We start from the raw sequence: 23,644 nt of genomic DNA on the forward strand, positions 1-23,644 counted from the left end.
CGGAGCCGGAGCGGGGTTACCGGGCTGGAACGGATTGTCGGGCTGGTATGGGTTGTCGGGGTCGTGGTTCGCGGTGCTGGAGCGGATTGCGGTGCGGGACTGGTTGCGGTGCCGGTACGGCTTGTCGGGCCGGTACTGATTGTCAGGTAATCGATTACCGACTACCTGTCTTCCATCGTGGATTCTCCGGGCTATGCTGTCAATAGTTCTGGCAGGGGAGGTCGAGAGTTCCGGCAGGGGGAGATGGCATGGACCGAGCGAAGCAGCCCTCGCTGCGCGAGCATGCGCTCTCGATCATCCGCGACGCGATCGCCACGGGTGAGCTCGCCGAGGATCGGATCTATTCGGCCGCCGGGCTCGCGAAGCAGCTCGGCATCTCGCTCAGTCCGGTGCGTGAGGCGATGATGGCGCTCGTCACCGAAGGCACCGTCGAGGCGGTGCCCAACCGCGGCTTCCGCCTCGTCCCGATCACCGAGGCCGACCTCGAGGAGATCATCCGCATCCGCGTCCTCCTCGCCGTGCCGGCGGTGCGGCAGCTGTGCGATCGGCTCGCCGAGGCGGGGCCCGGGTCTGCTGTGGGCGCTGGCGAATTGGATGACGACGTCCCCACGGGGACGGGCGGTGCGGGGTCGGCTGCCGGTGCTGGCGGTTCTGCGGCCGTCGACCTCGAGGGCGCCGACAGGAGAAGCGGTGGCGGTGCGGGTGACACCGTTCCCACGGGGATGAGAGACGGAGTCCCCACGGGGACGGGCGATGCGATCCGCGACGAGCTGCGCCGACTGCGCACCCATGCCGAGGCGACGGTGGCCGCGGCCGTTGCCGGCGACCTCGTCGCGTTCTATACCCATGACCGCCGGTTCCACGAGTCGCTCCTCGCGTTCGGCCTCGGACGCCGTGCCGCGGAGATCAGCCTGCGGCTGCGCGACCAGTCCCGGATCGGCCATCTCTCGACCGTCGACGCAGGACCCAGTGATGCGGAAACCGGCAGCGCGGAATCCAGCGGTGCGGGTGGCGGAGCCGAAGCCCAAGCGACTTCGGGAGCGGGATCCACCGGTGCAGGGGCTAAAGCCGACGCCGCGGCGGACAGTACGAGCGCCTCGGTGACCGGATCCGGCAGCTCACGGTCTGTCGGGAACGTCGCGGTCACCTCGGCGAAGGAGCTCATCGACATCGTCGACCTCATCGAAGCGAACCGGCCCGACGCGGTCGCCGACCTCGTCACCCGCAACCTCTACTTCTTCAGACGCACCGAGGCCTCCGTCTCGGATGCCTCGGAGTGAACGGCACCGCTGGACCTCTCAGCAGACGACATCGCCCCTCCCGCGCTCACTGCGCGGAAGGGGCGATGCTCGATGCCGGTTCGTCGTGACTGGTCAGGGCGGCGAAGTCGGTTCAGACGCAGCCGCGTCGCCTCAGGTCAGATCACTTGCTCGGACTGTGTCACTTCCCGGCGCCGATCGGCATGGTCTCGGGGTCGATGTCGGGATTCTCGTCCTGACCCTTGGCGAGCTCGACGGCCTCTTCATGCGAGGACACCGTCGGGAACGACCCGAGCAGCGGCCGGTGCGCGGATTCGCGCATGAAGAACACGGCGACGAGCGCGATGACCGAGAAGAACATGATGTAGAAGGCCGGCATGTACGAGTTCCCGGTGAGGTCGATGAGTGCCTGGCTGAACAGCGGCGTCGTGCCGCCGAACAGCGAGACGCCGAGGTTGAACGTCAGGCCCATCGCGCCGTAGCGCGACGCCGTCGGGAACAGCGCCGGCAGGGTCGAGGCGAGGCACGCGATGTAGAACGCCGCGGGCAGCGCGACCATGAACAGTGCGATCGTCACCGCCCACATCTCGCCGATCTGCATGACGGCGAAGGCGGGAACGATGAGGACGATCGTCATGCCTGCGGCCAGCCCGAAGACGAACCGGCGGCCGAGCTTGTCGGAGAGCCGACCGATGAGCGGCAGGCAGATCGACATGATGACGAGCACCGGGATGGTGACGACGGCGGCCTGGATGTTCGAGACCTTGACCGTCTCCTCGAGGTAGGTCGGCATGAAGCTCGTCAGCGCGTAGCCCACCGTCTGCGAACCCGCGACGATGGCGATGCCGATGAGGATCTCCTTCCAGAAGTGGCGGATGACGCCGATGAGGCCGTGGCGGGCGAACGGGTCGTCCGCGCTCTTCGTCACCAGGCCCTCCTCCTGGGCGGCCTCGAAGCCGGGAGTCTCCGGGATCTTCAAGCGGAACCAGATGGCGACGACGCCGAGCGGGATGGCGACGAGGAACGGGATCCTCCAACCGCCGTCGACCATCGCGGTCTCGCCCCAGATGCTCGTGGTCACCACGCTCGTGATGGCCACCGTGCCGGCACCGGCGGCGAAGCCGAGGTAGGAGCCGACGTCGAGCCAGGCGGCCCAGTAGCCGCGGGACTTGTCGGGGGCGAACTCGGAGACGTAGGTGGTGGCACCGGCGTACTCGCCGCCGGTGGAGAAGCCCTGGATCATCTTGAGGATGTAGAGGGGGATGATCACCCACAGGCCGACCTGTGCGGCTGTGGGCAGCACGCCGATGAGTGCGGTGGCCGTCGCCATCGTCGCCATGGTGAAGAAGAGGACCTTCTGGCGCCCGATCTTGTCACCGAGCGGTCCGAGCACCATGCCGCCGAGCGGGCGGACGAGGAAGGACACGGCGAATCCGAGCAGCGTGACGAGCAGTCCCATCTGCGGATCCATGCCCTCGGTGAAGACGGCGGTCATCGTCACGGCGAGGTAGCCGTAGACGCCGAAGTCGAACCATTCCATGAAGTTGCCGACGGTCGTGCCGCCGATCGCGGTGCGGATGGACTTCGGCTCGACGACGATGCAGTCGTCGGCTTCCAAGCGCTTCTTCTTCGTCGACCGCCGCTTGATGCGGAAGGGCTTTCTGCTCTCCGCGCTCGGTTCGGTGTGGCCGGATGTCATTGCTGATTCCTCACGTTGACTGAGATGAAAACGCCGCGGCAGCGGCCGGCGGCGTCAAGGCAATGGAGTTCATCTTTGCGCTGGGCGCAAGCACTGTCAACAGCAATTGTGAACCAGATCACGCACAGCACCGGCCGCCCGATGCGGATTTCGCACCCGCGCTTCGGTGCTCTCATGCGGCAAGCGGCGCTGTGGCGCCGCGGAGATCGCCGTGATCCTATTCACGTGCAAATCGTGACGGGGGTCACATCGCGAAACGGATGATTCCGTCAGGGAATCCTGCCGCGGTTCCGGCTCCCGAAGAGTGGGAAGGCTCTTCCGCCGAGGTGGTCGCGCGGTCGACGACGACGGCGCGCACTCAGGGACTCCCGCCCCGGCGTGCGCGCCGTCAATGTGGTGGATGCTGTCGGCGTCAGACCTCGTGAATCTGTGGTTGCCGTCAGTTCTCGTGAGTGTGCGAGGGAACGACGACCCGGAAGTTCGCGAGCTCGGGGTCGACGCTGCCGCGCACGTGTCCCGAAGGGCTGGCTGCGACCGCCTGCAGGAAGTCGATCGTCTCCTGGGTGATCTCCTCGCCGGGCAGGACGTTGGGAATGCCGGGAGGATACGCGGCCAGCGAGCTCACGCTGATCCGGCCGGCCGCCTCGGCGGCGGAGACGACCTCGGACTCAGCGAAGAACGCGTCGCGCGGAAGCATGACGAGGTCGCCTGCCGTCGGCAGCGGCGGGATCTCGACCGGAGCGTCGTCGGCGGACGCGGGTGCCGCACCCTGCTCGATCGTCCCGACGACCTCAGCGTCCGCCTCGGCGAGGACGTCTGCCTCGGCGTTCTCCAGGCGCAGCTGCTCGAGGGCGTCGAGGAGACGGCTGATGTCCGGGGACTTGCCGAGTCCGATGAGCGCGACGAGGGTCGTGGCCGTGGCCATCTCGGCGAAGATCCCGAAGTCCTCGGCCAGGCGCTTGCGGACGGTGTGCCCGTCGAAGCCGGTCGCGGTGATGTCGATGGGCAGGCGGAACGGGTCGATGTCGACGACGTCCGGGGAGCTGAGGAAGTCGGCCGAGAGCAGCCGGTAGTGCCCCGACCCCTCGATCTGGGCGCGGGCGTGCCGGATGTTCGTGAGCGACTCCGCGATCGCGTCCTGGGAGTTGACGAGATCGCGGCGGGCGATGTCGATCGAGGCCATGAGGTGCGCGTTCTCGCTCGTCGAGGCCGTCATCATGAACGCGCGGGCGAGTGCCGGTTCGAGGCGGTCGGCGAACTCGGTGTCGCCGAGGTGGAGGAGCGCGGACTGCGTGAACGAGCCGGCGAGCTTGTGGGTGCTCATGATGACGACGTCGGCGCCGAGCGTGACCGGGGAGGCAGGAAGGTCGGGGTGGAAGCCGAAGTGCGCACCCCAGGCCGCGTCGACGATGAGGATCGCGCCGGCCTCGTGGGCCACCTCGGCGAGGGCTGCGACGTCCGCGACCGCACCGAAGTAGCTCGGGGTGACGAGGTAGACGGCCGTGACCGTCTCCGGGTGGCTGCGGATCGCGTGGCGCAGCGAATCGGGGGTGACGCCGTGGGCGATGCCGTTGACCTCATCGACGTTGGGCGAGACGAAGCGCGGATTGAGTCCGGCGAGGACGATGCCGTCGATGAAGCTCGAATGGGCGCTGCGCTGCGTGACGACGCCCGAGCCGAGGGTGCCGATGGCCAGCGCCGCCATCCGGTTGCCCTGTGAGGAGCCGTTGGTGAGGAACCACGTGCGGCGGGCTCCCCATGCCTCGGCGGCGAGCTCGAGGGCCTCGTCCTTCGGGGTGTCGACGCCGAGGTCGATGCCATCGAAGAGCGGCGGGATGTCGAGGGCGAGCACGTTCTCGCCGAAGAAGTCGGCCTGACCTGCGGAGATGCCGTCACCGTTGCCGCCGTGACCGGGAGTCTGGAGAAGCAGGGGATTGCGGGCGGCGGCCTTCGCGAGAGCGTCGGCGTACGGGGCGTGAGTGCGCGCGCGACCATCCTCGTGGGGGGTCGCGGGCACGGCGGAGTCCTGGTGCACGGTCATGCCTTCAGGGTAGGGAATGAGGGCCTTGGGGAGAATAGCAAGTTTCCTCGCCTACTCTATAGACAGTATTGAACTCATCGAGGGAGAGCTATGGAAGTTCTGGACACTCGCGGGCTCGTCGCGCTCCGCGCCGTCGCCGATGCCGGATCGGTCGCGGCAGCGGCGACGCGGCTCGACTGGAGCCAGCCGACCGTCAACCATCACCTCGCGAATCTCGAACGCACGCTCGGGGCGACCCTCATCGAGCGCACCCCCCGCGGTTCGCATCCGACGACCGTCGGCAGCCTCGTCGTCACTCGGGCGGTGGAGATCCTCGGTCTCGCCGACCGCCTCGTCGACGAGGTGGCGCTGTGGCGGGATTCGCAGGCGGTGCCGGTGAAGATCGGGGCCGTGCCCACGGTCGGCGCGCGTGTCATCCCGCTGCTTCACCACGAGCTGCAGAAGCGTCCGCGGTGGCAGGTCGCCGATGATGCGTCGGCCACGGTGCTCGGGGCTGCGCTCGACGTCACGATGGACGAGCATGCGAAGCTCGTCTCCCGGCTCGAGGCCGGCGACCTCGACCTTGCGCTCCTCGTCTCCACCGACGTCGACAAGGTGTGGATCCCGCCGAGCCTCACGGCGAAGAAGCTCTACTCCGAGCAGCTCTTCCTCTGCGTGCCCAAGGCCGTGGGGCCCGTGCCGATCGATCCGCACGGGCTGCCCGACTTCGCGGCGCTCGTCACGCAGTCGTGGGCGTTCAGCATCGACCCCGGTGACGCCATCGACGAGGTGATCCGCGCGTTCTGCCTGGCCGCGGGCTTCGAACCCCGGGTGGGGATGCGGATGGACGACTACGCGGCGATCAACAGGATGATCGCCGCGGGCCTGGCGATCGCGATGATCCCCGAGTCCTCACTGCCCACCGACCCCGAGATCGAGATCGTGCCGATGCCCCTGTCGGCCGCCCGCCGGGACGTCCTCCTCGTCTCCCGGGCACCGCAGCTCGGCCCGCGGCAGAAGTCCGCGCGGCACGATCCGATCGTCGCCGCCCATTCCGCTGCAGTCGCCGAGGTGGTCGCCGACGTCCGCACCGTCACCGCGGTCTGGAGGTAGGCAGGCGGGCTGTGTGGACCGCAGTCTGCGGCCCGCGGCGCTGGTCGGTCGGAGCGCCTCGGCGAGGTGGGCCTCAGTGCGGCTGCCAGGCGTCTTCGATCGCGACTCTGTCCGTGATCTCCGGGGGCAGGGTCTTGACCGCGAGGTCGGCCATCGTCACCTTCTCGAGGACATCGCGCAGGGCGAAGCGGGCGGCGACCCACACCTGTTGGAGGCATTCGGCGGCGTCGTCGTATTCGACGGCCTCGGGCCGCTGGCCGTAGATGGAGACGAGAGGGCCGTCGACGGCGCGGATGACATCGGCGGCGGTCACCTCGGCGGCTGGGCGGGAGAACCGCCACCCTCCGGACTTCCCGCGGACGGAGACGAGGATCCCCGCGCGACGCAGGTCGGCGAGGATCGACTGGAGGAAGCCTTTGGGTATGTCCTGCCGGCGTCCGAGCTCGTCGGCGCTGATGGGATCGCCGTCAACAGCGCCCGCGATCTCGATGAGCGCGCGCAGGGCGTAGTCGGATTTCGTCGTGACCCGCATCCCGATATGCTACCGCGCACGGCGGTTCGGTAGCACCCCGTCGTGCCGTCTGAGGGTGCGGAATACGACGGGCGCAGTGCGCTGGTGTCGGGCTGTCTCACGTTGGCGCGGACACTGCAGCCTCGCGGGTCGTGCTGACCCGCGAGGCTGTCCGTGACCCGTGGCTGGCTGGCCCGAGGCTGGTTGGCCCATGCCTGGCTGAACTGAGCCTGGCTGAACTGAGCCTGACTGATCCGCGCCCGGCTGACCTCGGGGTGGGGTCGGCGGGTGTGGTCTCAGGCCTCGGCGCCGACGGGTTCGGCAGCGGCCTCCGCGCGACGGGTCCTGCGCTCGAGCCGGACGACGTGGATGAGCAGGGAGATCCACCCGAGTGCCAGCGCCGCGAGGATCGTCGAGACCACGGGGGTCGACGCACCGAGGGCGAGGGAGATCGTCCGAGCGTTCGTGAGGATGATGATGCCGCCGGCCGCGATCGCGAGGACCTTGGCCGGGAGGATCTTCACGAGCCACGCCGCGAAGGGTGCGGCGATGATGCCGCCGACGAGCAGAGCGCCTGCGATCGACCACTCGATGCCCTGGGAGCCGAGGGCGAAGAGGAAGCCGAGCGACCCGCCGACGGCGACGACGAATTCGCTCGTGTCGATCGAGCCGACGACCTTGCGGGGCTCGAGGCGTCCCGAGGACAGGAGAGTCGTCGTGCCGACCGGGCCCCAGCCTCCGCCGCCGATCGCGTCGAGTGCGCCGCCGACGAGTCCGATGGGAACGAGCAGACCCTTGCCGGGGCGGCCCTTGAATGTCGGGCGGGCGCCGCCGAGGGCGAGGAAGCGCCAGATGACGTAGACGCCGAGAGCGAGCAGCAGACCGGAGATCCACGGGGTGGCGGCGTCGCCGTTGAGACCGGCGAGGAACGTCGCACCCGCGAAGGCGCCGACGAAGCCGGGGACCGCGAGGATGAGGACGGTGCGCCAGTCGACGTTGCCGAACTTGTGGTGGGAGATGCCGGAGACGAGCGAGGTGCCGATCTCGGAGAAGTGCACGGCCGCCGAGGCGGTCGCCGGGGCGATGCCGGTGGCCAGCAGCAGGGTCGTCGACGTCACGCCGTACGCCATGCCGAGGGATCCGTCGATGAGCTGGGCGATGAGCCCGACGATGCCTAAGACGATGAGCTGCCTCATGGTGGCCGCCTCTCCGTTGTGCGAAGCTGAGTGAGATTGTTGAGCAGTTTCACGTGCCTCCCACACAATACTCATTAAGTTGAGTGAATTACTACACTATGAACTTCTGTGACGGGTGAGGCGGCAGACGAAGCGGTGAGTGAGTCGCAGATGCGTGTGACGGGGCGAACTGCGGTGCGCACCGCGGGGCGAAACAGCGCTGCGCACCGCGCGTGCTCTCGACGGGACGTAAGGCGGGCGACGACAAGTCGCCGGTTCTGCGCCGCATCCATGGCGATTCGCCGCGTTCATGGCGATTGCGCGCCGGATTCATGGTGATCTGGACGCGAATTTCACCATGGACCTGGCGCAGAACACGGGGATCGCCATGGATGCGGCGCAGAACCGGCGACTTGTCGTCGCCCGCCTTACGTCCCGTCGAGAGCACGCGCGGTGCGCAGCGCTGTTTCGCCCCGCGGTGCGCACCGCAGTTCGCCCCGTCACACGCATCTGCGACTCACTCACCCGCTTCGTCTGCCGCCTCACCCGTCACAGAAGTTCATAGTGTAGTAATTCACTCAACTTAATGAGTATTGTGTGGGAGGCACGTGAAACTGCTCAACAATCTCACTCAGCTTCGCACAACGGAGAGGCGGCCACCATGAGGCAGCTCATCGTCTTAGGCATCGTCGGGCTCATCGCCCAGCTCATCGACGGATCCCTCGGCATGGCGTACGGCGTGACGTCGACGACCCTGCTGCTGGCCACCGGCATCGCCCCGGCGACCGCCTCGGCGGCCGTGCACTTCTCCGAGATCGGCACCTCGCTCGTCTCCGGCATCTCCCACCACAAGTTCGGCAACGTCGACTGGCGCACCGTCCTCATCCTCGCGGTCCCCGGCTTCGTCGGCGCCTTCGCGGGTGCGACGTTCCTCGCCGGTCTCAACGGCGACGCCCGCCACCCCGTGGATCTCCGGTCTGCTGCTCGCTCTCGGCGTCTACGTCATCTGGCGCTTCCTCGCCCTCGGCGGCGCCCGCCCGACATTCAAGGGCCGCCCCGGCAAGGGTCTGCTCGTTCCCATCGGACTCGTCGGCGGCGCACTCGACGCGATCGGCGGCGGAGGCTGGGGCCCGGTCGGCACGACGACTCTCCTGTCCTCGGGACGCCTCGAGCCCCGCAAGGTCGTCGGCTCGATCGACACGAGCGAATTCGTCGTCGCCGTCGGCGGGTCGCTCGGCTTCCTCTTCGCCCTCGGCTCCCAGGGCATCGAGTGGTCGATCGCAGGCGCTCTGCTCGTCGGCGGCATCATCGCCGCACCCTTCGCGGCGTGGCTCGTGAAGATCCTCCCGGCCAAGGTCCTCGCGATCGCGGCCGGCGGCATCATCATCCTCACGAACGCTCGGACGATCTCCCTCGCCCTCGGTGCGTCGACCCCCGTGGTCTCGACGATCCTCGCGGCGCTGGCACTCGGGTGGATCTCCCTGCTCATCCACGTCGTCCGGCTCGAGCGCAGGACCCGTCGCGCGGAGGCCGCTGCCGAACCCGTCGGCGCCGAGGCCTGAGACCACACCCGCCGACCCCACCCCGAGGTCAGCCGGGCGCGGATCAGTCAGGCTCAGTTCAGCCAGGCTCAGTTCAGCCAGGCATGGGCCAACCAGCCTCGGGCCAGCCAGCCACGGGTCACGGACAGCCTCGCGGGTCAGCACGACCCGCGAGGCTGCAGTGTCCGCGCCAACGTGAGACAGCCCGACACCAGCGCACTGCGCCCGTCGTATTCCGCACCCTCAGACGGCACGACGGGGTGCTACCGAACCGCCGTGCGCGGTAGCATATCGGGATGCGGGTCACGACGAAATCCGACTACGCCCTGCGCGCGCTCATCGAGATCGCGGGCGCTGTTGACGGCGATCCCATCAGCGCCGACGAGCTCGGACGCCGGCAGGACATACCCAAAGGCTTCCTCCAGTCGATCCTCGCCGACCTGCGTCGCGCGGGGATCCTCGTCTCCGTCCGCGGGAAGTCCGGAGGGTGGCGGTTCTCCCGCCCAGCCGCCGAGGTGACCGCCGCCGATGTCATCCGCGCCGTCGACGGCCCTCTCGTCTCCATCTACGGCCAGCGGCCCGAGGCCGTCGAATACGACGACGCCGCCGAATGCCTCCAACAGGTGTGGGTCGCCGCCCGCTTCGCCCTGCGCGATGTCCTCGAGAAGGTGACGATGGCCGACCTCGCGGTCAAGACCCTGCCCCCGGAGATCACGGACAGAGTCGCGATCGAAGACGCCTGGCAGCCGCACTGAGGCCCACCTCGCCGAGGCGCTCCGACCGACCAGCGCCGCGGGCCGCAGACTGCGGTCCACACAGCCCGCCTGCCTACCTCCAGACCGCGGTGACGGTGCGGACGTCGGCGACCACCTCGGCGACTGCAGCGGAATGGGCGGCGACGATCGGATCGTGCCGCGCGGACTTCTGCCGCGGGCCGAGCTGCGGTGCCCGGGAGACGAGGAGGACGTCCCGGCGGGCGGCCGACAGGGGCATCGGCACGATCTCGATCTCGGGGTCGGTGGGCAGTGAGGACTCGGGGATCATCGCGATCGCCAGGCCCGCGGCGATCATCCTGTTGATCGCCGCGTAGTCGTCCATCCGCATCCCCACCCGGGGTTCGAAGCCCGCGGCCAGGCAGAACGCGCGGATCACCTCGTCGATGGCGTCACCGGGGTCGATGCTGAACGCCCACGACTGCGTGACGAGCGCCGCGAAGTCGGGCAGCCCGTGCGGATCGATCGGCACGGGCCCCACGGCCTTGGGCACGCAGAGGAAGAGCTGCTCGGAGTAGCTTCTTCGCCGTGAGGCTCGGCGGGATCCACACCTTGTCGACGTCGGTGGAGACGAGGAGCGCAAGGTCGAGGTCGCCGGCCTCGAGCCGGGAGACGAGCTTCGCATGCTCGTCCATCGTGACGTCGAGCGCAGCCCCGAGCACCGTGGCCGACGCATCATCGGCGACCTGCCACCGCGGACGCTTCTGCAGCTCGTGGTGAAGCAGCGGGATGACACGCGCGCCGACCGTGGGCACGGCCCCGATCTTCACCGGCACCGCCTGCGAATCCCGCCACAGCGCCACCTCGTCGACGAGGCGGTCGGCGAGACCGAGGATCTCCACCGCCCGAGTGACGACGAGGCTGCCGACGGTCGTCGGATGCGAACCGCGGGGGGTGCGCTCGATGAGGGTCGCCCCGAGCGTGCGTTCGAGATTCGCGAGGTGATGGTTGACGGTCGGCTGGCTCCAGTCGAGCCGCGTCGCCGCTGCCGCGACCGATCCGGCATCGGCGACGGCGCGGAGCGCGACGAGCCCGCGAGTGTCCAGAACTTCCATAGCTCTCCCTCGATGAGTTCAATACTGTCTATAGAGTAGGCGAGGAAACTTGCTATTCTCCCCAAGGCCCTCATTCCCTACCCTGAAGGCATGACCGTGCACCAGGACTCCGCCGTGCCCGCGACCCCCCGAGGATGGTCGCGCGCGCACTCACGCCCCGTACGCCGACGCTCTCGCGAAGGCCGCCGCCCGCAATCCCCTGCTTCTCCAGACTCCCGGTCACGGCGGCAACGGTGACGGCATCTCCGCAGGTCAGGCCGACTTCTTCGGCGAGAACGTGCTCGCCCTCGACATCCCGCCGCTCTTCGATGGCATCGACCTCGGCGTCGACACCCCGAAGGACGAGGCCCTCGAGCTCGCCGCCGAGGCATGGGGAGCCCGCCGCACGTGGTTCCTCACCAACGGCTCCTCACAGGGCAACCGGATGGCGGCGCTGGCCATCGGCACCCTCGGCTCGGGCGTCGTCACGCAGCGCAGCGCCCATTCGAGCTTCATCGACGGCATCGTCCTCGCCGGACTCAATCCGCGCTTCGTCTCGCCCAACGTCGATGAGGTCAACGGCATCGCCCACGGCGTCACCCCCGATTCGCTGCGCCACGCGATCCGCAGCCACCCGGAGACGGTCACGGCCGTCTACCTCGTCACCCCGAGCTACTTCGGTGCGGTCGCGGACGTCGCAGCCCTCGCCGAGGTGGCCCACGAGGCCGGCGCGATCCTCATCGTCGACGCGGCCTGGGGTGCGCACTTCGGCTTCCACCCCGACCTTCCTGCCTCCCCGGTCACGCTCGGCGCCGACGTCGTCATCATGAGCACCCACAAGCTCGCCGGCTCGTTCACGCAGTCCGCGCTCCTCCACCTCGGCGACACCGAGTTCGCCGACCGCCTCGAACCGGCACTCGCCCGCGCGTTCATGATGACGGCCTCGACGAGCGAGAACGCGCACCTCATGGCCTCGATCGACATCGCCCGCCGCGATCTCGTCAACTCCCAGGACGCGATCGCGGAGTCGCTCACGAACATCCGGCACGCCCGCGCCCAGATCGAGGGGTCGGGGCACTACCGGCTGCTCTCGGCCGACTTCCTCAGCTCCCCGGACGTCGTCGACATCGACCCGTTCCGCCTGCCCATCGACATCACCGCGACCGGCTTCGACGGGCACACCGTCCGCAAGCGCCTGGCCGAGGACTTCGGGATCTTCGCCGAGATGGCCACGGCCACGACCCTCGTCGCGCTCATCGGACTCGGCAAGTCCCCGGACATCAGCCGTCTCCTCGACGCCCTCGAGCAGCTGCGCCTGGAGAACGCCGAGGCAGACGTCCTCGCCGAGGCGGACGCTGAGGTCGTCGGGACGATCGAGCAGGGTGCGGCACCCGCGTCCGCCGACGACGCTCCGGTCGAGATCCCGCCGCTGCCGACGGCAGGCGACCTCGTCATGCTTCCGCGCGACGCGTTCTTCGCTGAGTCCGAGGTCGTCTCCGCCGCCGAGGCGGCCGGCCGGATCAGCGTGAGCTCGCTGGCCGCGTATCCTCCCGGCATTCCCAACGTCCTGCCCGGCGAGGAGATCACCCAGGAGACGATCGACTTCCTGCAGGCGGTCGCAGCCAGCCCTTCGGGACACGTGCGCGGCAGCGTCGACCCCGAGCTCGCGAACTTCCGGGTCGTCGTTCCCTCGCACACTCACGAGAACTGACGGCAACCACAGATTCACGAGGTCTGACGCCGACAGCATCCACCACATTGACGGCGCGCACGCCGGGGCGGGAGTCCCTGAGTGCGCGCCGTCGTCGTCGACCGCGCGACCACCTCGGCGGAAGAGCCTTCCCACTCTTCGGGAGCCGGAACCGCGGCAGGATTCCCTGACGGAATCATCCGTTTCGCGATGTGACCCCCGTCACGATTTGCACGTGAATAGGATCACGGCGATCTCCGCGGCGCCACAGCGCCGCTTGCCGCATGAGAGCACCGAAGCGCGGGTGCGAAATCCGCATCGGGCGGCCGGTGCTGTGCGTGATCTGGTTCACAATTGCTGTTGACAGTGCTTGCGCCCAGCGCAAAGATGAACTCCATTGCCTTGACGCCGCCGGCCGCTGCCGCGGCGTTTTCATCTCAGTCAACGTGAGGAATCAGCAATGACATCCGGCCACACCGAACCGAGCGCGGAGAGCAGAAAGCCCTTCCGCATCAAGCGGCGGTCGACGAAGAAGAAGCGCTTGGAAGCCGACGACTGCATCGTCGTCGAGCCGAAGTCCATCCGCACCGCGATCGGCGGCACGACCGTCGGCAACTTCATGGAATGGTTCGACTTCGGCGTCTACGGCTACCTCGCCGTGACGATGACCGCCGTCTTCACCGAGGGCATGGATCCGCAGATGGGACTGCTCGTCACGCTGCTCGGATTCGCCGTGTCCTTCCTCGTCCGCCCGCTCGGCGGCATGGTGCTCGGACCGCTCGGTGACAAGATCGGGCGCCAGAAGGTCCTCTTCTTCACCATGGCGACGATGGCGACGGCCACCGCACTCATCGGCGTGCTGCCCACAGCCGCACAGGTCGGCCTGTGGGTGATCATCCCCCTCTACATCCTCAAGATGATCCAGGGCTTCTCCACCGGCGGCGAGTACGCCGGTGCCACCACCTACGTCTCCGAGTTCGCCCCCGACAAGTCCCGCGGCTACTGGGCCGCCTGGCTCGACGTCGGCTCCTACCTCGGCTTCGCCGCCGGTGCCGGCACGGTGGCCATCACGAGCGTGGTGACCACGAGCATCTGGGGCGAGACCGCGATGGTCGACGGCGGTTGGAGGATCCCGTTCCTCGTCGCCATCCCGCTCGGCGTCGTCGCCATCTGGTTCCGCTTGAAGATCCCGGAGACTCCCGGCTTCGAGGCCGCCCAGGAGGAGGGCCTGGTGACGAAGAGCGCGGACGACCCGTTCGCCCGCCACGGCCTCATCGGCGTCATCCGCCACTTCTGGAAGGAGATCCTCATCGGCATCGCCATCGTCGCGGGTTCGCAGACGGTGGGCTACGCGCTGACGAGCTTCATGCCGACCTACCTCGAGGAGACGGTCAAGGTCTCGAACATCCAGGCCGCCGTCGTCACCATCCCGGTGCTCGTCATCATGTCGATCTGCCTGCCGCTCATCGGTCGGCTCTCCGACAAGCTCGGCCGCCGGTTCGTCTTCGGGCTGGCCGCAGGCATGACGATCGTCCTCATCGTTCCCGCCTTCGCCGTCATGCAGATCGGCGAGATGTGGGCGGTGACGATCGCACTGTTCATGGTCGCGCTGCCCGCGGCGTTCTACATCGCGTGCCTCGCCTCGACCCTGCCGGCGCTGTTCCCGACGGCGTCGCGCTACGGCGCGATGGGCCTGACGTTCAACCTCGGCGTCTCGCTGTTCGGCGGCACGACGCCGCTGTTCAGCCAGGCACTCATCGACCTCACCGGGAACTCGTACATGCCGGCCTTCTACATCATGTTCTTCTCGGTCATCGCGCTCGTCGCCGTGTTCTTCATGCGCGAATCCGCGCACCGGCCGCTGCTCGGGTCGTTCCCGACGGTGTCCTCGCATGAAGAGGCCGTCGAGCTCGCCAAGGGTCAGGACGAGAATCCCGACATCGACCCCGAGACCATGCCGATCGGCGCCGGGAAGTGACACAGTCCGAGCAAGTGATCTGACCTGAGGCGACGCGGCTGCGTCTGAACCGACTTCGCCGCCCTGACCAGTCACGACGAACCGGCATCGAGCATCGCCCCTTCCGCGCAGTGAGCGCGGGAGGGGCGATGTCGTCTGCTGAGAGGTCCAGCGGTGCCGTTCACTCCGAGGCATCCGAGACGGAGGCCTCGGTGCGTCTGAAGAAGTAGAGGTTGCGGGTGACGAGGTCGGCGACCGCGTCGGGCCGGTTCGCTTCGATGAGGTCGACGATGTCGATGAGCTCCTTCGCCGAGGTGACCGCGACGTTCCCGACAGACCGTGAGCTGCCGGATCCGGTCACCGAGGCGCTCGTACTGTCCGCCGCGGCGTCGGCTTTAGCCCCTGCACCGGTGGATCCCGCTCCCGAAGTCGCTTGGGCTTCGGCTCCGCCACCCGCACCGCTGGATTCCGCGCTGCCGGTTTCCGCATCACTGGGTCCTGCGTCGACGGTCGAGAGATGGCCGATCCGGGACTGGTCGCGCAGCCGCAGGCTGATCTCCGCGGCACGGCGTCCGAGGCCGAACGCGAGGAGCGACTCGTGGAACCGGCGGTCATGGGTATAGAACGCGACGAGGTCGCCGGCAACGGCCGCGGCCACCGTCGCCTCGGCATGGGTGCGCAGTCGGCGCAGCTCGTCGCGGATCGCATCGCCCGTCCCCGTGGGGACTCCGTCTCTCATCCCCGTGGGAACGGTGTCACCCGCACCGCCACCGCTTCTCCTGTCGGCGCCCTCGAGGTCGACGGCCGCAGAACCGCCAGCACCGGCAGCCGACCCCGCACCGCCCGTCCCCGTGGGGACGTCGTCATCCAATTCGCCAGCGCCCACAGCAGACCCGGGCCCCGCCTCGGCGAGCCGATCGCACAGCTGCCGCACCGCCGGCACGGCGAGGAGGACGCGGATGCGGATGATCTCCTCGAGGTCGGCCTCGGTGATCGGGACGAGGCGGAAGCCGCGGTTGGGCACCGCCTCGACGGTGCCTTCGGTGACGAGCGCCATCATCGCCTCACGCACCGGACTGAGCGAGATGCCGAGCTGCTTCGCGAGCCCGGCGGCCGAATAGATCCGATCCTCGGCGAGCTCACCCGTGGCGATCGCGTCGCGGATGATCGAGAGCGCATGCTCGCGCAGCGAGGGCTGCTTCGCTCGGTCCATGCCATCTCCCCCTGCCGGAACTCTCGACCTCCCCTGCCAGAACTATTGACAGCATAGCCCGGAGAATCCACGATGGAAGACAGGTAGTCGGTAATCGATTACCTGACAATCAGTACCGGCCCGACAAGCCGTACCGGCACCGCAACCAGTCCCGCACCGCAATCCGCTCCAGCACCGCGAACCACGACCCCGACAACCCATACCAGCCCGACAATCCGTTCCAGCCCGGTAACCCCGCTCCGGCTCCGGAACCCGTTCCTGCGATGGAGGAGGAATGGACGACCCGCTGCTCCAGCCGTACGACCTCGGCGGACTCACCCTGCGCAACCGCATCGTCTCGACCTCGCACGAGCCCGCCTACACCGAGAACGGCATGCCGACGGACCGCTACCGCCTCTACCACCGGGAGAAGGCGCGCGGCGGTGTCGGGCTGACGATGATCGGCGGGTCCGCGATCGTGTCGAAGGACTCGCCGGCCGCGTTCGGCAACATCGACCTGACGACCGACGAGGTGATCCCCTGGCTGCGCGCGATCGCCGAGGACTGCCACGCCGAGGGTGCCGCGGTGATGATCCAGGCGACGCATCTGGGGATGCGCTCGTCGAACTTCGCCGGGGACTGGCTGCCGCTCGTCTCGCCGTCACGGACCAGGGAGGCCGCGCACCGGTCGTTCACGAAGGCCCTCGAGGACTTCGACATGGACCGCATCGTCGCCGACTTCGCGGCCGCGGCCGCCCGGGTCGCCGCTGCCGGGTTCGACGGCCTCGAGATCATGCACGCCGGTCACCTCCTCGACTCCTTCCTCGCGTCCTGGCTCAACGAGCGCAGCGACGAGTGGGGCGGCGACCTCGACGCGCTCATGCGCTTCCCGCTGCGCGTCATCGACGCCGTCACCGCCGCCGTGCCCGCGGGCTTCCTCGTGGGCATCCGGATGGCCGTCGACGAACTCCGAAGCGCCCTAAGCCGGTCGCGGTGATGTCGATGCGGAACGGGTCGATGTCGACGACGTCCGGGAGCTGAGGAAGTCGGCGAGAGCAGCGGTAGGCCCACGACCCCTCGATCTGGGCGCGGGCGTGCCGGATGTTCGTGAGCGACTCCGCGATCGCGTCCTGGGAGTTGACGAGATCGCGGCGGGCGATGTCGATCGAGGCCATGAGGTGCGCGTTCTCGCTCGTCGAGGCCGTCATCATGAACGCGCGGGCGAGTGCCGGTTCGAGGCGGTCGGCGAACTCGGTGTCGCCGAGGTGGAGGAGCGCGGACTGCGTGAACGAGCCGGCGAGCTGTGGGTGCTCATGATGACGACGTCGGCGCCGAGCGTGACCGGGGAGGCAGGAAGGTCGGGGTGGAAGCCGAAGTGCGCACCCCAGGCCGCGTCGACGATGAGGATCGCGCCGGCCTCGTGGGCCACCTCGGCGAGGGCTGCGACGTCCGCGACCGCACCGAAGTAGCTCGGGGTGACGAGGTAGACGGCCGTGACCGTCTCCGGTGGCTGCGGATCGCGTGGCGCAGCGAATCGGGGGTGACGCCGTGGGCGATGCCGTTGACCTCATCGACGTTGGGCGAGACGAAGCGCGGATTGAGTCCGGCGAGGACGATGCCGTCGATGAAGCTCGAATGGGCGCTGCGCTGCGTGACGACGCCCGAGCCGAGGGTGCCGATGGCCAGCGCCGCCATCCGGTTTGCCCTGTGAGGAGCCGTTGGTGAGGAACCACGTGCGGCGGGCTCCCATGCCTCGGCGGCGAGCTCGAGGGCCTCGTCCTTCGGGGTGTCGACGCCGAGGTCGATGCCATCGAAGAGCGGCGGGATGTCGAGGGCGAGCACGTTCTCGCCGAAGAAGTCGGCCTGACCTGCGGAGATGCCGTCACCGTTGCCGCCGTGACCGGGAGTCTGGAGAAGCAGGGGATTGCGGGCGGCGGCCTTCGCGAGAGCGTCGGCGTACGGGGCGTGAGTGCGCGCGCGACCATCCTCGTGGGGGGTCGCGGGCACGGCGGAGTCCTGGTGCACGGTCATGCCTTCAGGGTAGGGAATGAGGGCCTTGGGGAGAATAGCAAGTTTCCTCGCCTACTCTATAGACAGTATTGAACTCATCGAGGGAGAGCTATGGAAGTTCTGGACACTCGCGGGCTCGTCGCGCTCCGCGCCGTCGCCGATGCCGGATCGGTCGCGGCAGCGGCGACGCGGCTCGACTGGAGCCAGCCGACCGTCAACCATCACCTCGCGAATCTCGAACGCACGCTCGGGGCGACCCTCATCGAGCGCACCCCCCGCGGTTCGCATCCGACGACCGTCGGCAGCCTCGTCGTCACTCGGGCGGTGGAGATCCTCGGTCTCGCCGACCGCCTCGTCGACGAGGTGGCGCTGTGGCGGGATTCGCAGGCGGTGCCGGTGAAGATCGGGGCCGTGCCCACGGTCGGCGCGCGTGTCATCCCGCTGCTTCACCACGAGCTGCAGAAGCGTCCGCGGTGGCAGGTCGCCGATGATGCGTCGGCCACGGTGCTCGGGGCTGCGCTCGACGTCACGATGGACGAGCATGCGAAGCTCGTCTCCCGGCTCGAGGCCGGCGACCTCGACCTTGCGCTCCTCGTCTCCACCGACGTCGACAAGGTGTGGATCCCGCCGAGCCTCACGGCGAAGAAGCTCTACTCCGAGCAGCTCTTCCTCTGCGTGCCCAAGGCCGTGGGGCCCGTGCCGATCGATCCGCACGGGCTGCCCGACTTCGCGGCGCTCGTCACGCAGTCGTGGGCGTTCAGCATCGACCCCGGTGACGCCATCGACGAGGTGATCCGCGCGTTCTGCCTGGCCGCGGGCTTCGAACCCCGGGTGGGGATGCGGATGGACGACTACGCGGCGATCAACAGGATGATCGCCGCGGGCCTGGCGATCGCGATGATCCCCGAGTCCTCACTGCCCACCGACCCCGAGATCGAGATCGTGCCGATGCCCCTGTCGGCCGCCGCCGGGACGTCCTCCTCGTCTCCCGGGCACCGCAGCTCGGCCCGCGGCAGAAGTCCGCGCGGCACGATCCGATCGTCGCCGCCCATTCCGCTGCAGTCGCCGAGGTGGTCGCCGACGTCCGCACCGTCACCGCGGTCTGGAGGTAGGCAGGCGGGCTGTGTGGACCGCAGTCTGCGGCCCGCGGCGCTGGTCGGTCGGAGCGCCTCGGCGAGGTGGGCCTCAGTGCGGCTGCCAGGCGTCTTCGATCGCGACTCTGTCCGTGATCTCCGGGGGCAGGGTCTTGACCGCGAGGTCGGCCATCGTCACCTTCTCGAGGACATCGCGCAGGGCGAAGCGGGCGGCGACCCACACCTGTTGGAGGCATTCGGCGGCGTCGTCGTATTCGACGGCCTCGGGCCGCTGGCCGTAGATGGAGACGAGAGGGCCGTCGACGGCGCGGATGACATCGGCGGCGGTCACCTCGGCGGCTGGGCGGGAGAACCGCCACCCTCCGGACTTCCCGCGGACGGAGACGAGGATCCCCGCGCGACGCAGGTCGGCGAGGATCGACTGGAGGAAGCCTTTGGGTATGTCCTGCCGGCGTCCGAGCTCGTCGGCGCTGATGGGATCGCCGTCAACAGCGCCCGCGATCTCGATGAGCGCGCGCAGGGCGTAGTCGGATTTCGTCGTGACCCGCATCCCGATATGCTACCGCGCACGGCGGTTCGGTAGCACCCCGTCGTGCCGTCTGAGGGTGCGGAATACGACGGGCGCAGTGCGCTGGTGTCGGGCTGTCTCACGTTGGCGCGGACACTGCAGCCTCGCGGGTCGTGCTGACCCGCGAGGCTGTCCGTGACCCGTGGCTGGCTGGCCCGAGGCTGGTTGGCCCATGCCTGGCTGAACTGAGCCTGGCTGAACTGAGCCTGACTGATCCGCGCCCGGCTGACCTCGGGGTGGGGTCGGCGGGTGTGGTCTCAGGCCTCGGCGCCGACGGGTTCGGCAGCGGCCTCCGCGCGACGGGTCCTGCGCTCGAGCCGGACGACGTGGATGAGCAGGGAGATCCACCCGAGTGCCAGCGCCGCGAGGATCGTCGAGACCACGGGGGTCGACGCACCGAGGGCGAGGGAGATCGTCCGAGCGTTCGTGAGGATGATGATGCCGCCGGCCGCGATCGCGAGGACCTTGGCCGGGAGGATCTTCACGAGCCACGCCGCGAAGGGTGCGGCGATGATGCCGCCGACGAGCAGAGCGCCTGCGATCGACCACTCGATGCCCTGGGAGCCGAGGGCGAAGAGGAAGCCGAGCGACCCGCCGACGGCGACGACGAATTCGCTCGTGTCGATCGAGCCGACGACCTTGCGGGGCTCGAGGCGTCCCGAGGACAGGAGAGTCGTCGTGCCGACCGGGCCCCAGCCTCCGCCGCCGATCGCGTCGAGTGCGCCGCCGACGAGTCCGATGGGAACGAGCAGACCCTTGCCGGGGCGGCCCTTGAATGTCGGGCGGGCGCCGCCGAGGGCGAGGAAGCGCCAGATGACGTAGACGCCGAGAGCGAGCAGCAGACCGGAGATCCACGGGGTGGCGGCGTCGCCGTTGAGACCGGCGAGGAACGTCGCACCCGCGAAGGCGCCGACGAAGCCGGGGACCGCGAGGATGAGGACGGTGCGCCAGTCGACGTTGCCGAACTTGTGGTGGGAGATGCCGGAGACGAGCGAGGTGCCGATCTCGGAGAAGTGCACGGCCGCCGAGGCGGTCGCCGGGGCGATGCCGGTGGCCAGCAGCAGGGTCGTCGACGTCACGCCGTACGCCATGCCGAGGGATCCGTCGATGAGCTGGGCGATGAGCCCGACGATGCCTAAGACGATGAGCTGCCTCATGGTGGCCGCCTCTCCGTTGTGCGAAGCTGAGTGAGATTGTTGAGCAGTTTCACGTGCCTCCCACACAATACTCATTAAGTTGAGTGAATTACTACACTATGAACTTCTGTGACGGGGTGAGGCGGCAGACGAAGCGGGTGAGTGAGTCGCAGATGCGTGTGACGGGGCGAACTGCGGTGCGCACCGCGGGGCGAAACAGCGCTGCGCACCGCGCGTGCTCTCGACGGGACGTAAGGCGGGCGACGACAAGTCGCCGGTTCTGCGCCGCATCCATGGCGATCCCCGTGTTCTGCGCCAGGTCCATGGTGAAATTCGCGTCCAGATCACCATGAATCCGGCGCGCAATCGCCATGAACGCGGCGCACATTGCTCAACTATCGCCGCGACCCGCGACTCGGCGCCGCGACTCGGCGCTGCGACGCCGACAACGACCCGCGCCGCATGCGACCTGAAGTCGGCCCCGGTGCCACCCGAGGCAGGGACTTCCGGACGCAGAGTGTCGATTTCGGACTCGATCATCGACACTCTGCGTCCGGAGAACGACGACGCGGGCACAGGAGTCGTCGGGACGGCGCGTAACTGTCGGTTCACCGCGTATCTGTCGTGACACTGCGTCGGTGGGCGGGGTGGTTGGGGGTGCAGCCCCGTGCCGCGACGGGTTGATTCCCCTCAGTCGAAGGGCTGCGAGGACCGCGAGGACTGCGGGGCGTGGGCCTGTTCGGTCACGCGGAGGACGTCGAGGTCGACCTGCCCGTCGATGCCCGCGACGTTCGCGAAGTAGTGGACCTGCCACATCGTCCACTCGCCGCCGGGCCGGACGAAGAAGTTCGTCACCCACTGCGGGCGGTCGGCCAGCGTCCCGATCGAGTAGTCGGAGGTGAAGGAGCCGCGCGCATAGACGAGGAGCTCGCGGCCCCACGCCTCCTCGACGATGCGCCGGAAGTCCTCGAGCTCGGCGTCCACCGCCTCCTGCGGCGGTCGCTCCTGACAGGCGCCGATGAGTTCGAGGTCGATCGCCGGCGCCAGCGCCTCGGGTTCGGGCGGGGCGGCAGCGAGGAAGTTCTCGGCCTGCTCGGCACCGGGGGAGCAGAGGGTGAAGAAGTGATAGGCGCCGCGGCGCACGCCGGCGGTCGCGGAATCCGTCCAGTTCGCGGCGAATCGGGGGTCGACGTAGTCGTTGCCCTCCGTGGCCTTGATCATCGCCGCGGCGATGTCGTCGGAGGCCACTGCCCTCCAGTCGATGACGCCCTGGTGGTTGGAGACGTCGATCGCGTGGACCTCACCGGGCTCGAGCGCGGGCCGGGTGTTCGGCACCCACGCGAACCACCAGACGGCCACAGCGAGGACAGCGACGACGACGGCGGTCGCCGTGAGGGGAAGCGGACGGCGCCAGCGCGGGGTGCGGTCTCGGCGGGGTGCGGTCACACGACCAAATCTACCCGGCGGCCCCCTCCACCTCGCGGACGATCGGCAGCTCGCACGTCGTCGGCGCGTGCTGCCGGTACCCGGAGAGGAACTCGCCGAGGCGGTCGATCGATTCGGTGAGCACGTCGACCGACGGCAGTGTGACGAGCCGGAAGTGATCGGGCCGCGACCAGTTGAAAGCGGTGCCGTGCGAGACGAGGATCTTCTGCTCGCGCAGCAGGTCGAGAGCGAACTGCTCGTCGTCGGTGATCCCGAACTTCTCCGTGTCGAGCTTCGCGAAGAGGTAGAGCGCCCCGTCGGCGCGTTCGGCGCTGACGCCGTCGATCGAGTTGAGGCCCTCATGGGCGACGGTCATCTGCTCGCCGAGGCGGCCGGTCGGCAGGACGAGATCCTCGATCGACTGCTTGCCGCCGAGGGCCGCCTGGATCGCGTGCTGGGCGGGCACGTTCGCGCACATCCGCATGTTCGCGAGCAGGGTGATGCCCTCGATGTAGCTCTTCGCCTCGGACAGCGGTCCGGTGATCGCGAGCCACCCCGCCCGGTAGCCGGCGATCCGGTAGGCCTTCGACAGCCCCGAGTAGGTCAGGCACAGCACATCGTCGCCGGTCAGGGTCGCCATGTTGATCATCTCGACGCCGTTGTAGGTGATCTTCTCGTAGATCTCGTCGGCGAAGACGATGAGGTGGTGGCGGCGGGCGATGTCGGCGATCGCGGCCAGCGTCTCCCGCGGGTAGACCGCACCGGTCGGGTTGTTCGGGTTGATGACGACGATGCCGCGCGTGCGCTCGGTGATCTTCGACTCGAGATCCTCGAGGTCGGGCAGCCAGCCGTTCTCGTCGTCGCAGAGGTAGTGCTTCGGGGTGCCCCCGGACAGCGCCACCGAGGCGGTCCACAGCGGGTAGTCGGGACTGGGCACGAGGATCTCATCGCCGGGATTGCACAGGGCCTGCAGCGAGAGCGTGATGAGCTCGCTCACCCCGTTGCCGAGGAAGACCTCCCGCGTGTCGAGGTTCGTGATCCCCTTCGACTCGTAGTGCTGGACGACGGCTCGGCGCCCGGAGAGGATGCCCCGCGACTCCGAGTAGCCCTGCGCGACGGGCAGGTGGCCGACGATGTCCTGGACGATCGTCTCAGGCGCTTCGAAGCCGAACGGTGCAGGGTTGCCGATGTTGAGCTTGAGGATCGTGTGTCCCGCTGCCTCCATCGCCTCCGCCTCTTCGAGGACAGGACCCCGAATGTCATAGAGGACATTGGCCAGCTTCGACGACTGCCTGAACATGTGTGCCTTTCTCCAGCGACTTCTGCCACTTCCACGCTAGGGCCCGGACCTGAGTGCTTCCGACCAGACAGAGGCGCGTTTCGAACACCTTTGTCCGCGCCGACGGACCGAAGTGCAGACCTTTGGGCAGCCGCTCGCGCTGTCCGA

19 protein-coding genes and 2 pseudogenes are annotated in these 23,644 nt (G+C 68.6%); 9 read left to right on the plus strand and 12 right to left on the minus strand.

All coding sequences use genetic code 11. The annotated features are described in order from the left end of the window. The first annotated feature begins 248 nt into the window (after positions 1–248). A complete protein-coding gene (locus J9315_RS17360; protein ID WP_232623763.1) occupies positions 249–1,280 on the plus strand; it encodes a GntR family transcriptional regulator in 1,032 nt (343 codons plus the stop codon). A 160-nt stretch (positions 1,281–1,440) separates the two neighbouring features. Here the strand turns inward: J9315_RS17360 and J9315_RS00505 are convergent, their stop codons facing one another. Together J9315_RS00505 and J9315_RS00510 are read right to left on the minus strand one after the other, a co-directional pair. Continuing rightward, a complete protein-coding gene (locus J9315_RS00505) occupies positions 1,441–2,958 on the minus strand; it encodes an MFS transporter (protein WP_232623762.1) in 1,518 nt (505 codons plus the stop codon). Between the two features lie 439 nt (positions 2,959–3,397). Then, entirely contained in the window at positions 3,398–4,999 is a 1,602-nt protein-coding gene (locus tag J9315_RS00510) for an aminotransferase class V-fold PLP-dependent enzyme (protein ID WP_211978556.1), read from the minus strand. Positions 5,000–5,089: 90 nt separating this feature from the next. On the opposite strand from J9315_RS00510, the gene J9315_RS00515 reads away from it, so the two are divergent. Next, positions 5,090–6,091, plus strand: a complete 1,002-nt coding sequence (locus J9315_RS00515) for a LysR family transcriptional regulator (RefSeq protein WP_211978557.1) — start codon at positions 5,090–5,092, stop codon at positions 6,089–6,091. Between the two features lie 73 nt (positions 6,092–6,164). Here J9315_RS00515 and J9315_RS00520 read toward each other — a convergent pair whose 3' ends face one another. After that, a complete protein-coding gene (locus J9315_RS00520) occupies positions 6,165–6,623 on the minus strand; it encodes an Rrf2 family transcriptional regulator (RefSeq protein WP_137826875.1) in 459 nt (152 codons plus the stop codon). A gap of 275 nt (positions 6,624–6,898) precedes the next feature. Continuing rightward, positions 6,899–7,798, minus strand: coding sequence for a sulfite exporter TauE/SafE family protein (locus tag J9315_RS00525; RefSeq protein WP_198500013.1), 900 nt, complete (start codon positions 7,796–7,798; stop codon positions 6,899–6,901). A 640-nt stretch (positions 7,799–8,438) separates the two neighbouring features. Here J9315_RS00525 and J9315_RS00530 point away from each other — a divergent pair. Continuing rightward, positions 8,439–9,339, plus strand: a pseudogene (locus J9315_RS00530) (sulfite exporter TauE/SafE family protein). Between the two features lie 275 nt (positions 9,340–9,614). Next, on the plus strand, positions 9,615–10,073 hold the full coding sequence (locus J9315_RS00535; protein WP_137826875.1) for an Rrf2 family transcriptional regulator: 459 nt from the start codon (positions 9,615–9,617) through the stop codon (positions 10,071–10,073). 73 nt (positions 10,074–10,146) lie between these two features. On the opposite strand, the gene J9315_RS17365 is transcribed toward J9315_RS00535, so the two are convergent. Beyond that, positions 10,147–10,563, minus strand: coding sequence for a LysR substrate-binding domain-containing protein (locus J9315_RS17365; protein WP_349251971.1), 417 nt, complete (start codon positions 10,561–10,563; stop codon positions 10,147–10,149). Beyond that, entirely contained in the window at positions 10,484–11,146 is a 663-nt protein-coding gene (locus J9315_RS00540; RefSeq protein WP_249120976.1) for a LysR family transcriptional regulator, read from the minus strand. The genes J9315_RS17365 and J9315_RS00540 overlap by 80 nt, the downstream gene beginning before the upstream one ends. 199 nt (positions 11,147–11,345) lie before the next feature. Here J9315_RS00540 and J9315_RS00545 point away from each other — a divergent pair, with 199 nt between their 5' ends. Together J9315_RS00545 and J9315_RS00550 are read left to right on the plus strand one after the other, a co-directional pair. Continuing rightward, entirely contained in the window at positions 11,346–12,836 is a 1,491-nt protein-coding gene (locus J9315_RS00545) for an aminotransferase class V-fold PLP-dependent enzyme (protein ID WP_211979225.1), read from the plus strand. A gap of 439 nt (positions 12,837–13,275) precedes the next feature. Then, complete coding sequence (locus J9315_RS00550; protein ID WP_232623762.1) at positions 13,276–14,793, plus strand: MFS transporter; 1,518 nt, start codon at positions 13,276–13,278, stop codon at positions 14,791–14,793. Positions 14,794–14,953: 160 nt separating this feature from the next. Here J9315_RS00550 and J9315_RS17370 read toward each other — a convergent pair whose 3' ends face one another. Then, positions 14,954–15,985, minus strand: coding sequence for a GntR family transcriptional regulator (locus J9315_RS17370; protein ID WP_232623763.1), 1,032 nt, complete (start codon positions 15,983–15,985; stop codon positions 14,954–14,956). A gap of 274 nt (positions 15,986–16,259) precedes the next feature. On the opposite strand from J9315_RS17370, the gene J9315_RS00560 reads away from it, so the two are divergent. Further along, positions 16,260–16,961, plus strand: a complete 702-nt coding sequence (locus tag J9315_RS00560; RefSeq protein WP_249120977.1) for a hypothetical protein — start codon at positions 16,260–16,262, stop codon at positions 16,959–16,961. Between the two features lie 314 nt (positions 16,962–17,275). Here the strand turns inward: J9315_RS00560 and J9315_RS17600 are convergent, their stop codons facing one another. Then, positions 17,276–17,995 (minus strand): hypothetical protein, encoded by a 720-nt coding sequence (locus tag J9315_RS17600; RefSeq protein WP_349251972.1) that lies wholly within the window; start codon positions 17,993–17,995, stop codon positions 17,276–17,278. A gap of 90 nt (positions 17,996–18,085) precedes the next feature. Here J9315_RS17600 and J9315_RS00570 point away from each other — a divergent pair. Then, positions 18,086–18,868 (plus strand): annotated as a pseudogene (locus J9315_RS00570) (LysR family transcriptional regulator); the annotation flags it as partial. A 291-nt stretch (positions 18,869–19,159) separates the two neighbouring features. Here J9315_RS00570 and J9315_RS00575 read toward each other — a convergent pair. Then, positions 19,160–19,618 carry an Rrf2 family transcriptional regulator gene (locus J9315_RS00575; RefSeq protein WP_137826875.1) on the minus strand — a complete coding sequence of 153 codons (459 nt, stop codon included), beginning with the start codon at positions 19,616–19,618 and terminating at the stop codon, positions 19,160–19,162. Between the two features lie 275 nt (positions 19,619–19,893). After that, positions 19,894–20,793 (minus strand): sulfite exporter TauE/SafE family protein, encoded by a 900-nt coding sequence (locus tag J9315_RS00580; RefSeq protein ID WP_198500013.1) that lies wholly within the window; start codon positions 20,791–20,793, stop codon positions 19,894–19,896. Positions 20,794–21,007: 214 nt separating this feature from the next. Here J9315_RS00580 and J9315_RS00585 point away from each other — a divergent pair, with 214 nt between their 5' ends. Next, positions 21,008–21,400: a hypothetical protein gene (locus J9315_RS00585; RefSeq protein WP_211978558.1), complete on the plus strand. Its 393-nt coding sequence runs from the start codon at positions 21,008–21,010 to the stop codon at positions 21,398–21,400. Positions 21,401–21,462: 62 nt separating this feature from the next. Here J9315_RS00585 and J9315_RS00590 read toward each other — a convergent pair whose 3' ends face one another. Both J9315_RS00590 and J9315_RS00595 read right to left on the minus strand, forming a co-directional pair. Further along, positions 21,463–22,218, minus strand: a complete 756-nt coding sequence (locus J9315_RS00590; protein WP_211978559.1) for a GH25 family lysozyme — start codon at positions 22,216–22,218, stop codon at positions 21,463–21,465. 10 nt (positions 22,219–22,228) lie between these two features. Then, positions 22,229–23,497, minus strand: coding sequence for a pyridoxal phosphate-dependent aminotransferase (locus tag J9315_RS00595; protein ID WP_211978560.1), 1,269 nt, complete (start codon positions 23,495–23,497; stop codon positions 22,229–22,231). Between the last annotated feature and the right edge of the window lie 147 nt (positions 23,498–23,644).

The organism is Brevibacterium sp. W7.2 (genome assembly GCF_018137945.1).
Lineage (GTDB): Bacteria > Actinomycetota > Actinomycetes > Actinomycetales > Brevibacteriaceae > Brevibacterium > Brevibacterium sanguinis.

Coding starts and splice junctions, on each gene's coding strand:
- J9315_RS00535 (WP_137826875.1), top strand. CDS start 9,615: ATGCGGGTCACGACGAAATCCGACTACGCCCTGCGCGCGCTCATCGAG.
- J9315_RS00550 (WP_232623762.1), top strand. CDS start 13,276: ATGACATCCGGCCACACCGAACCGAGCGCGGAGAGCAGAAAGCCCTTC.
- J9315_RS00505 (WP_232623762.1), bottom strand. CDS start 2,958: ATGACATCCGGCCACACCGAACCGAGCGCGGAGAGCAGAAAGCCCTTC.
- J9315_RS00595 (WP_211978560.1), bottom strand. CDS start 23,497: ATGTTCAGGCAGTCGTCGAAGCTGGCCAATGTCCTCTATGACATTCGG.
- J9315_RS17360 (WP_232623763.1), top strand. CDS start 249: ATGGACCGAGCGAAGCAGCCCTCGCTGCGCGAGCATGCGCTCTCGATC.
- J9315_RS00575 (WP_137826875.1), bottom strand. CDS start 19,618: ATGCGGGTCACGACGAAATCCGACTACGCCCTGCGCGCGCTCATCGAG.
- J9315_RS17600 (WP_349251972.1), bottom strand. CDS start 17,995: ATGACCGTGCACCAGGACTCCGCCGTGCCCGCGACCCCCCACGAGGAT.
- J9315_RS00520 (WP_137826875.1), bottom strand. CDS start 6,623: ATGCGGGTCACGACGAAATCCGACTACGCCCTGCGCGCGCTCATCGAG.
- J9315_RS00525 (WP_198500013.1), bottom strand. CDS start 7,798: ATGAGGCAGCTCATCGTCTTAGGCATCGTCGGGCTCATCGCCCAGCTC.
- J9315_RS00560 (WP_249120977.1), top strand. CDS start 16,260: ATGGACGACCCGCTGCTCCAGCCGTACGACCTCGGCGGACTCACCCTG.
- J9315_RS00580 (WP_198500013.1), bottom strand. CDS start 20,793: ATGAGGCAGCTCATCGTCTTAGGCATCGTCGGGCTCATCGCCCAGCTC.
- J9315_RS00515 (WP_211978557.1), top strand. CDS start 5,090: ATGGAAGTTCTGGACACTCGCGGGCTCGTCGCGCTCCGCGCCGTCGCC.
- J9315_RS17370 (WP_232623763.1), bottom strand. CDS start 15,985: ATGGACCGAGCGAAGCAGCCCTCGCTGCGCGAGCATGCGCTCTCGATC.
- J9315_RS00540 (WP_249120976.1), bottom strand. CDS start 11,146: ATGGAAGTTCTGGACACTCGCGGGCTCGTCGCGCTCCGCGCCGTCGCC.
- J9315_RS00510 (WP_211978556.1), bottom strand. CDS start 4,999: ATGACCGTGCACCAGGACTCCGCCGTGCCCGCGACCCCCCACGAGGAT.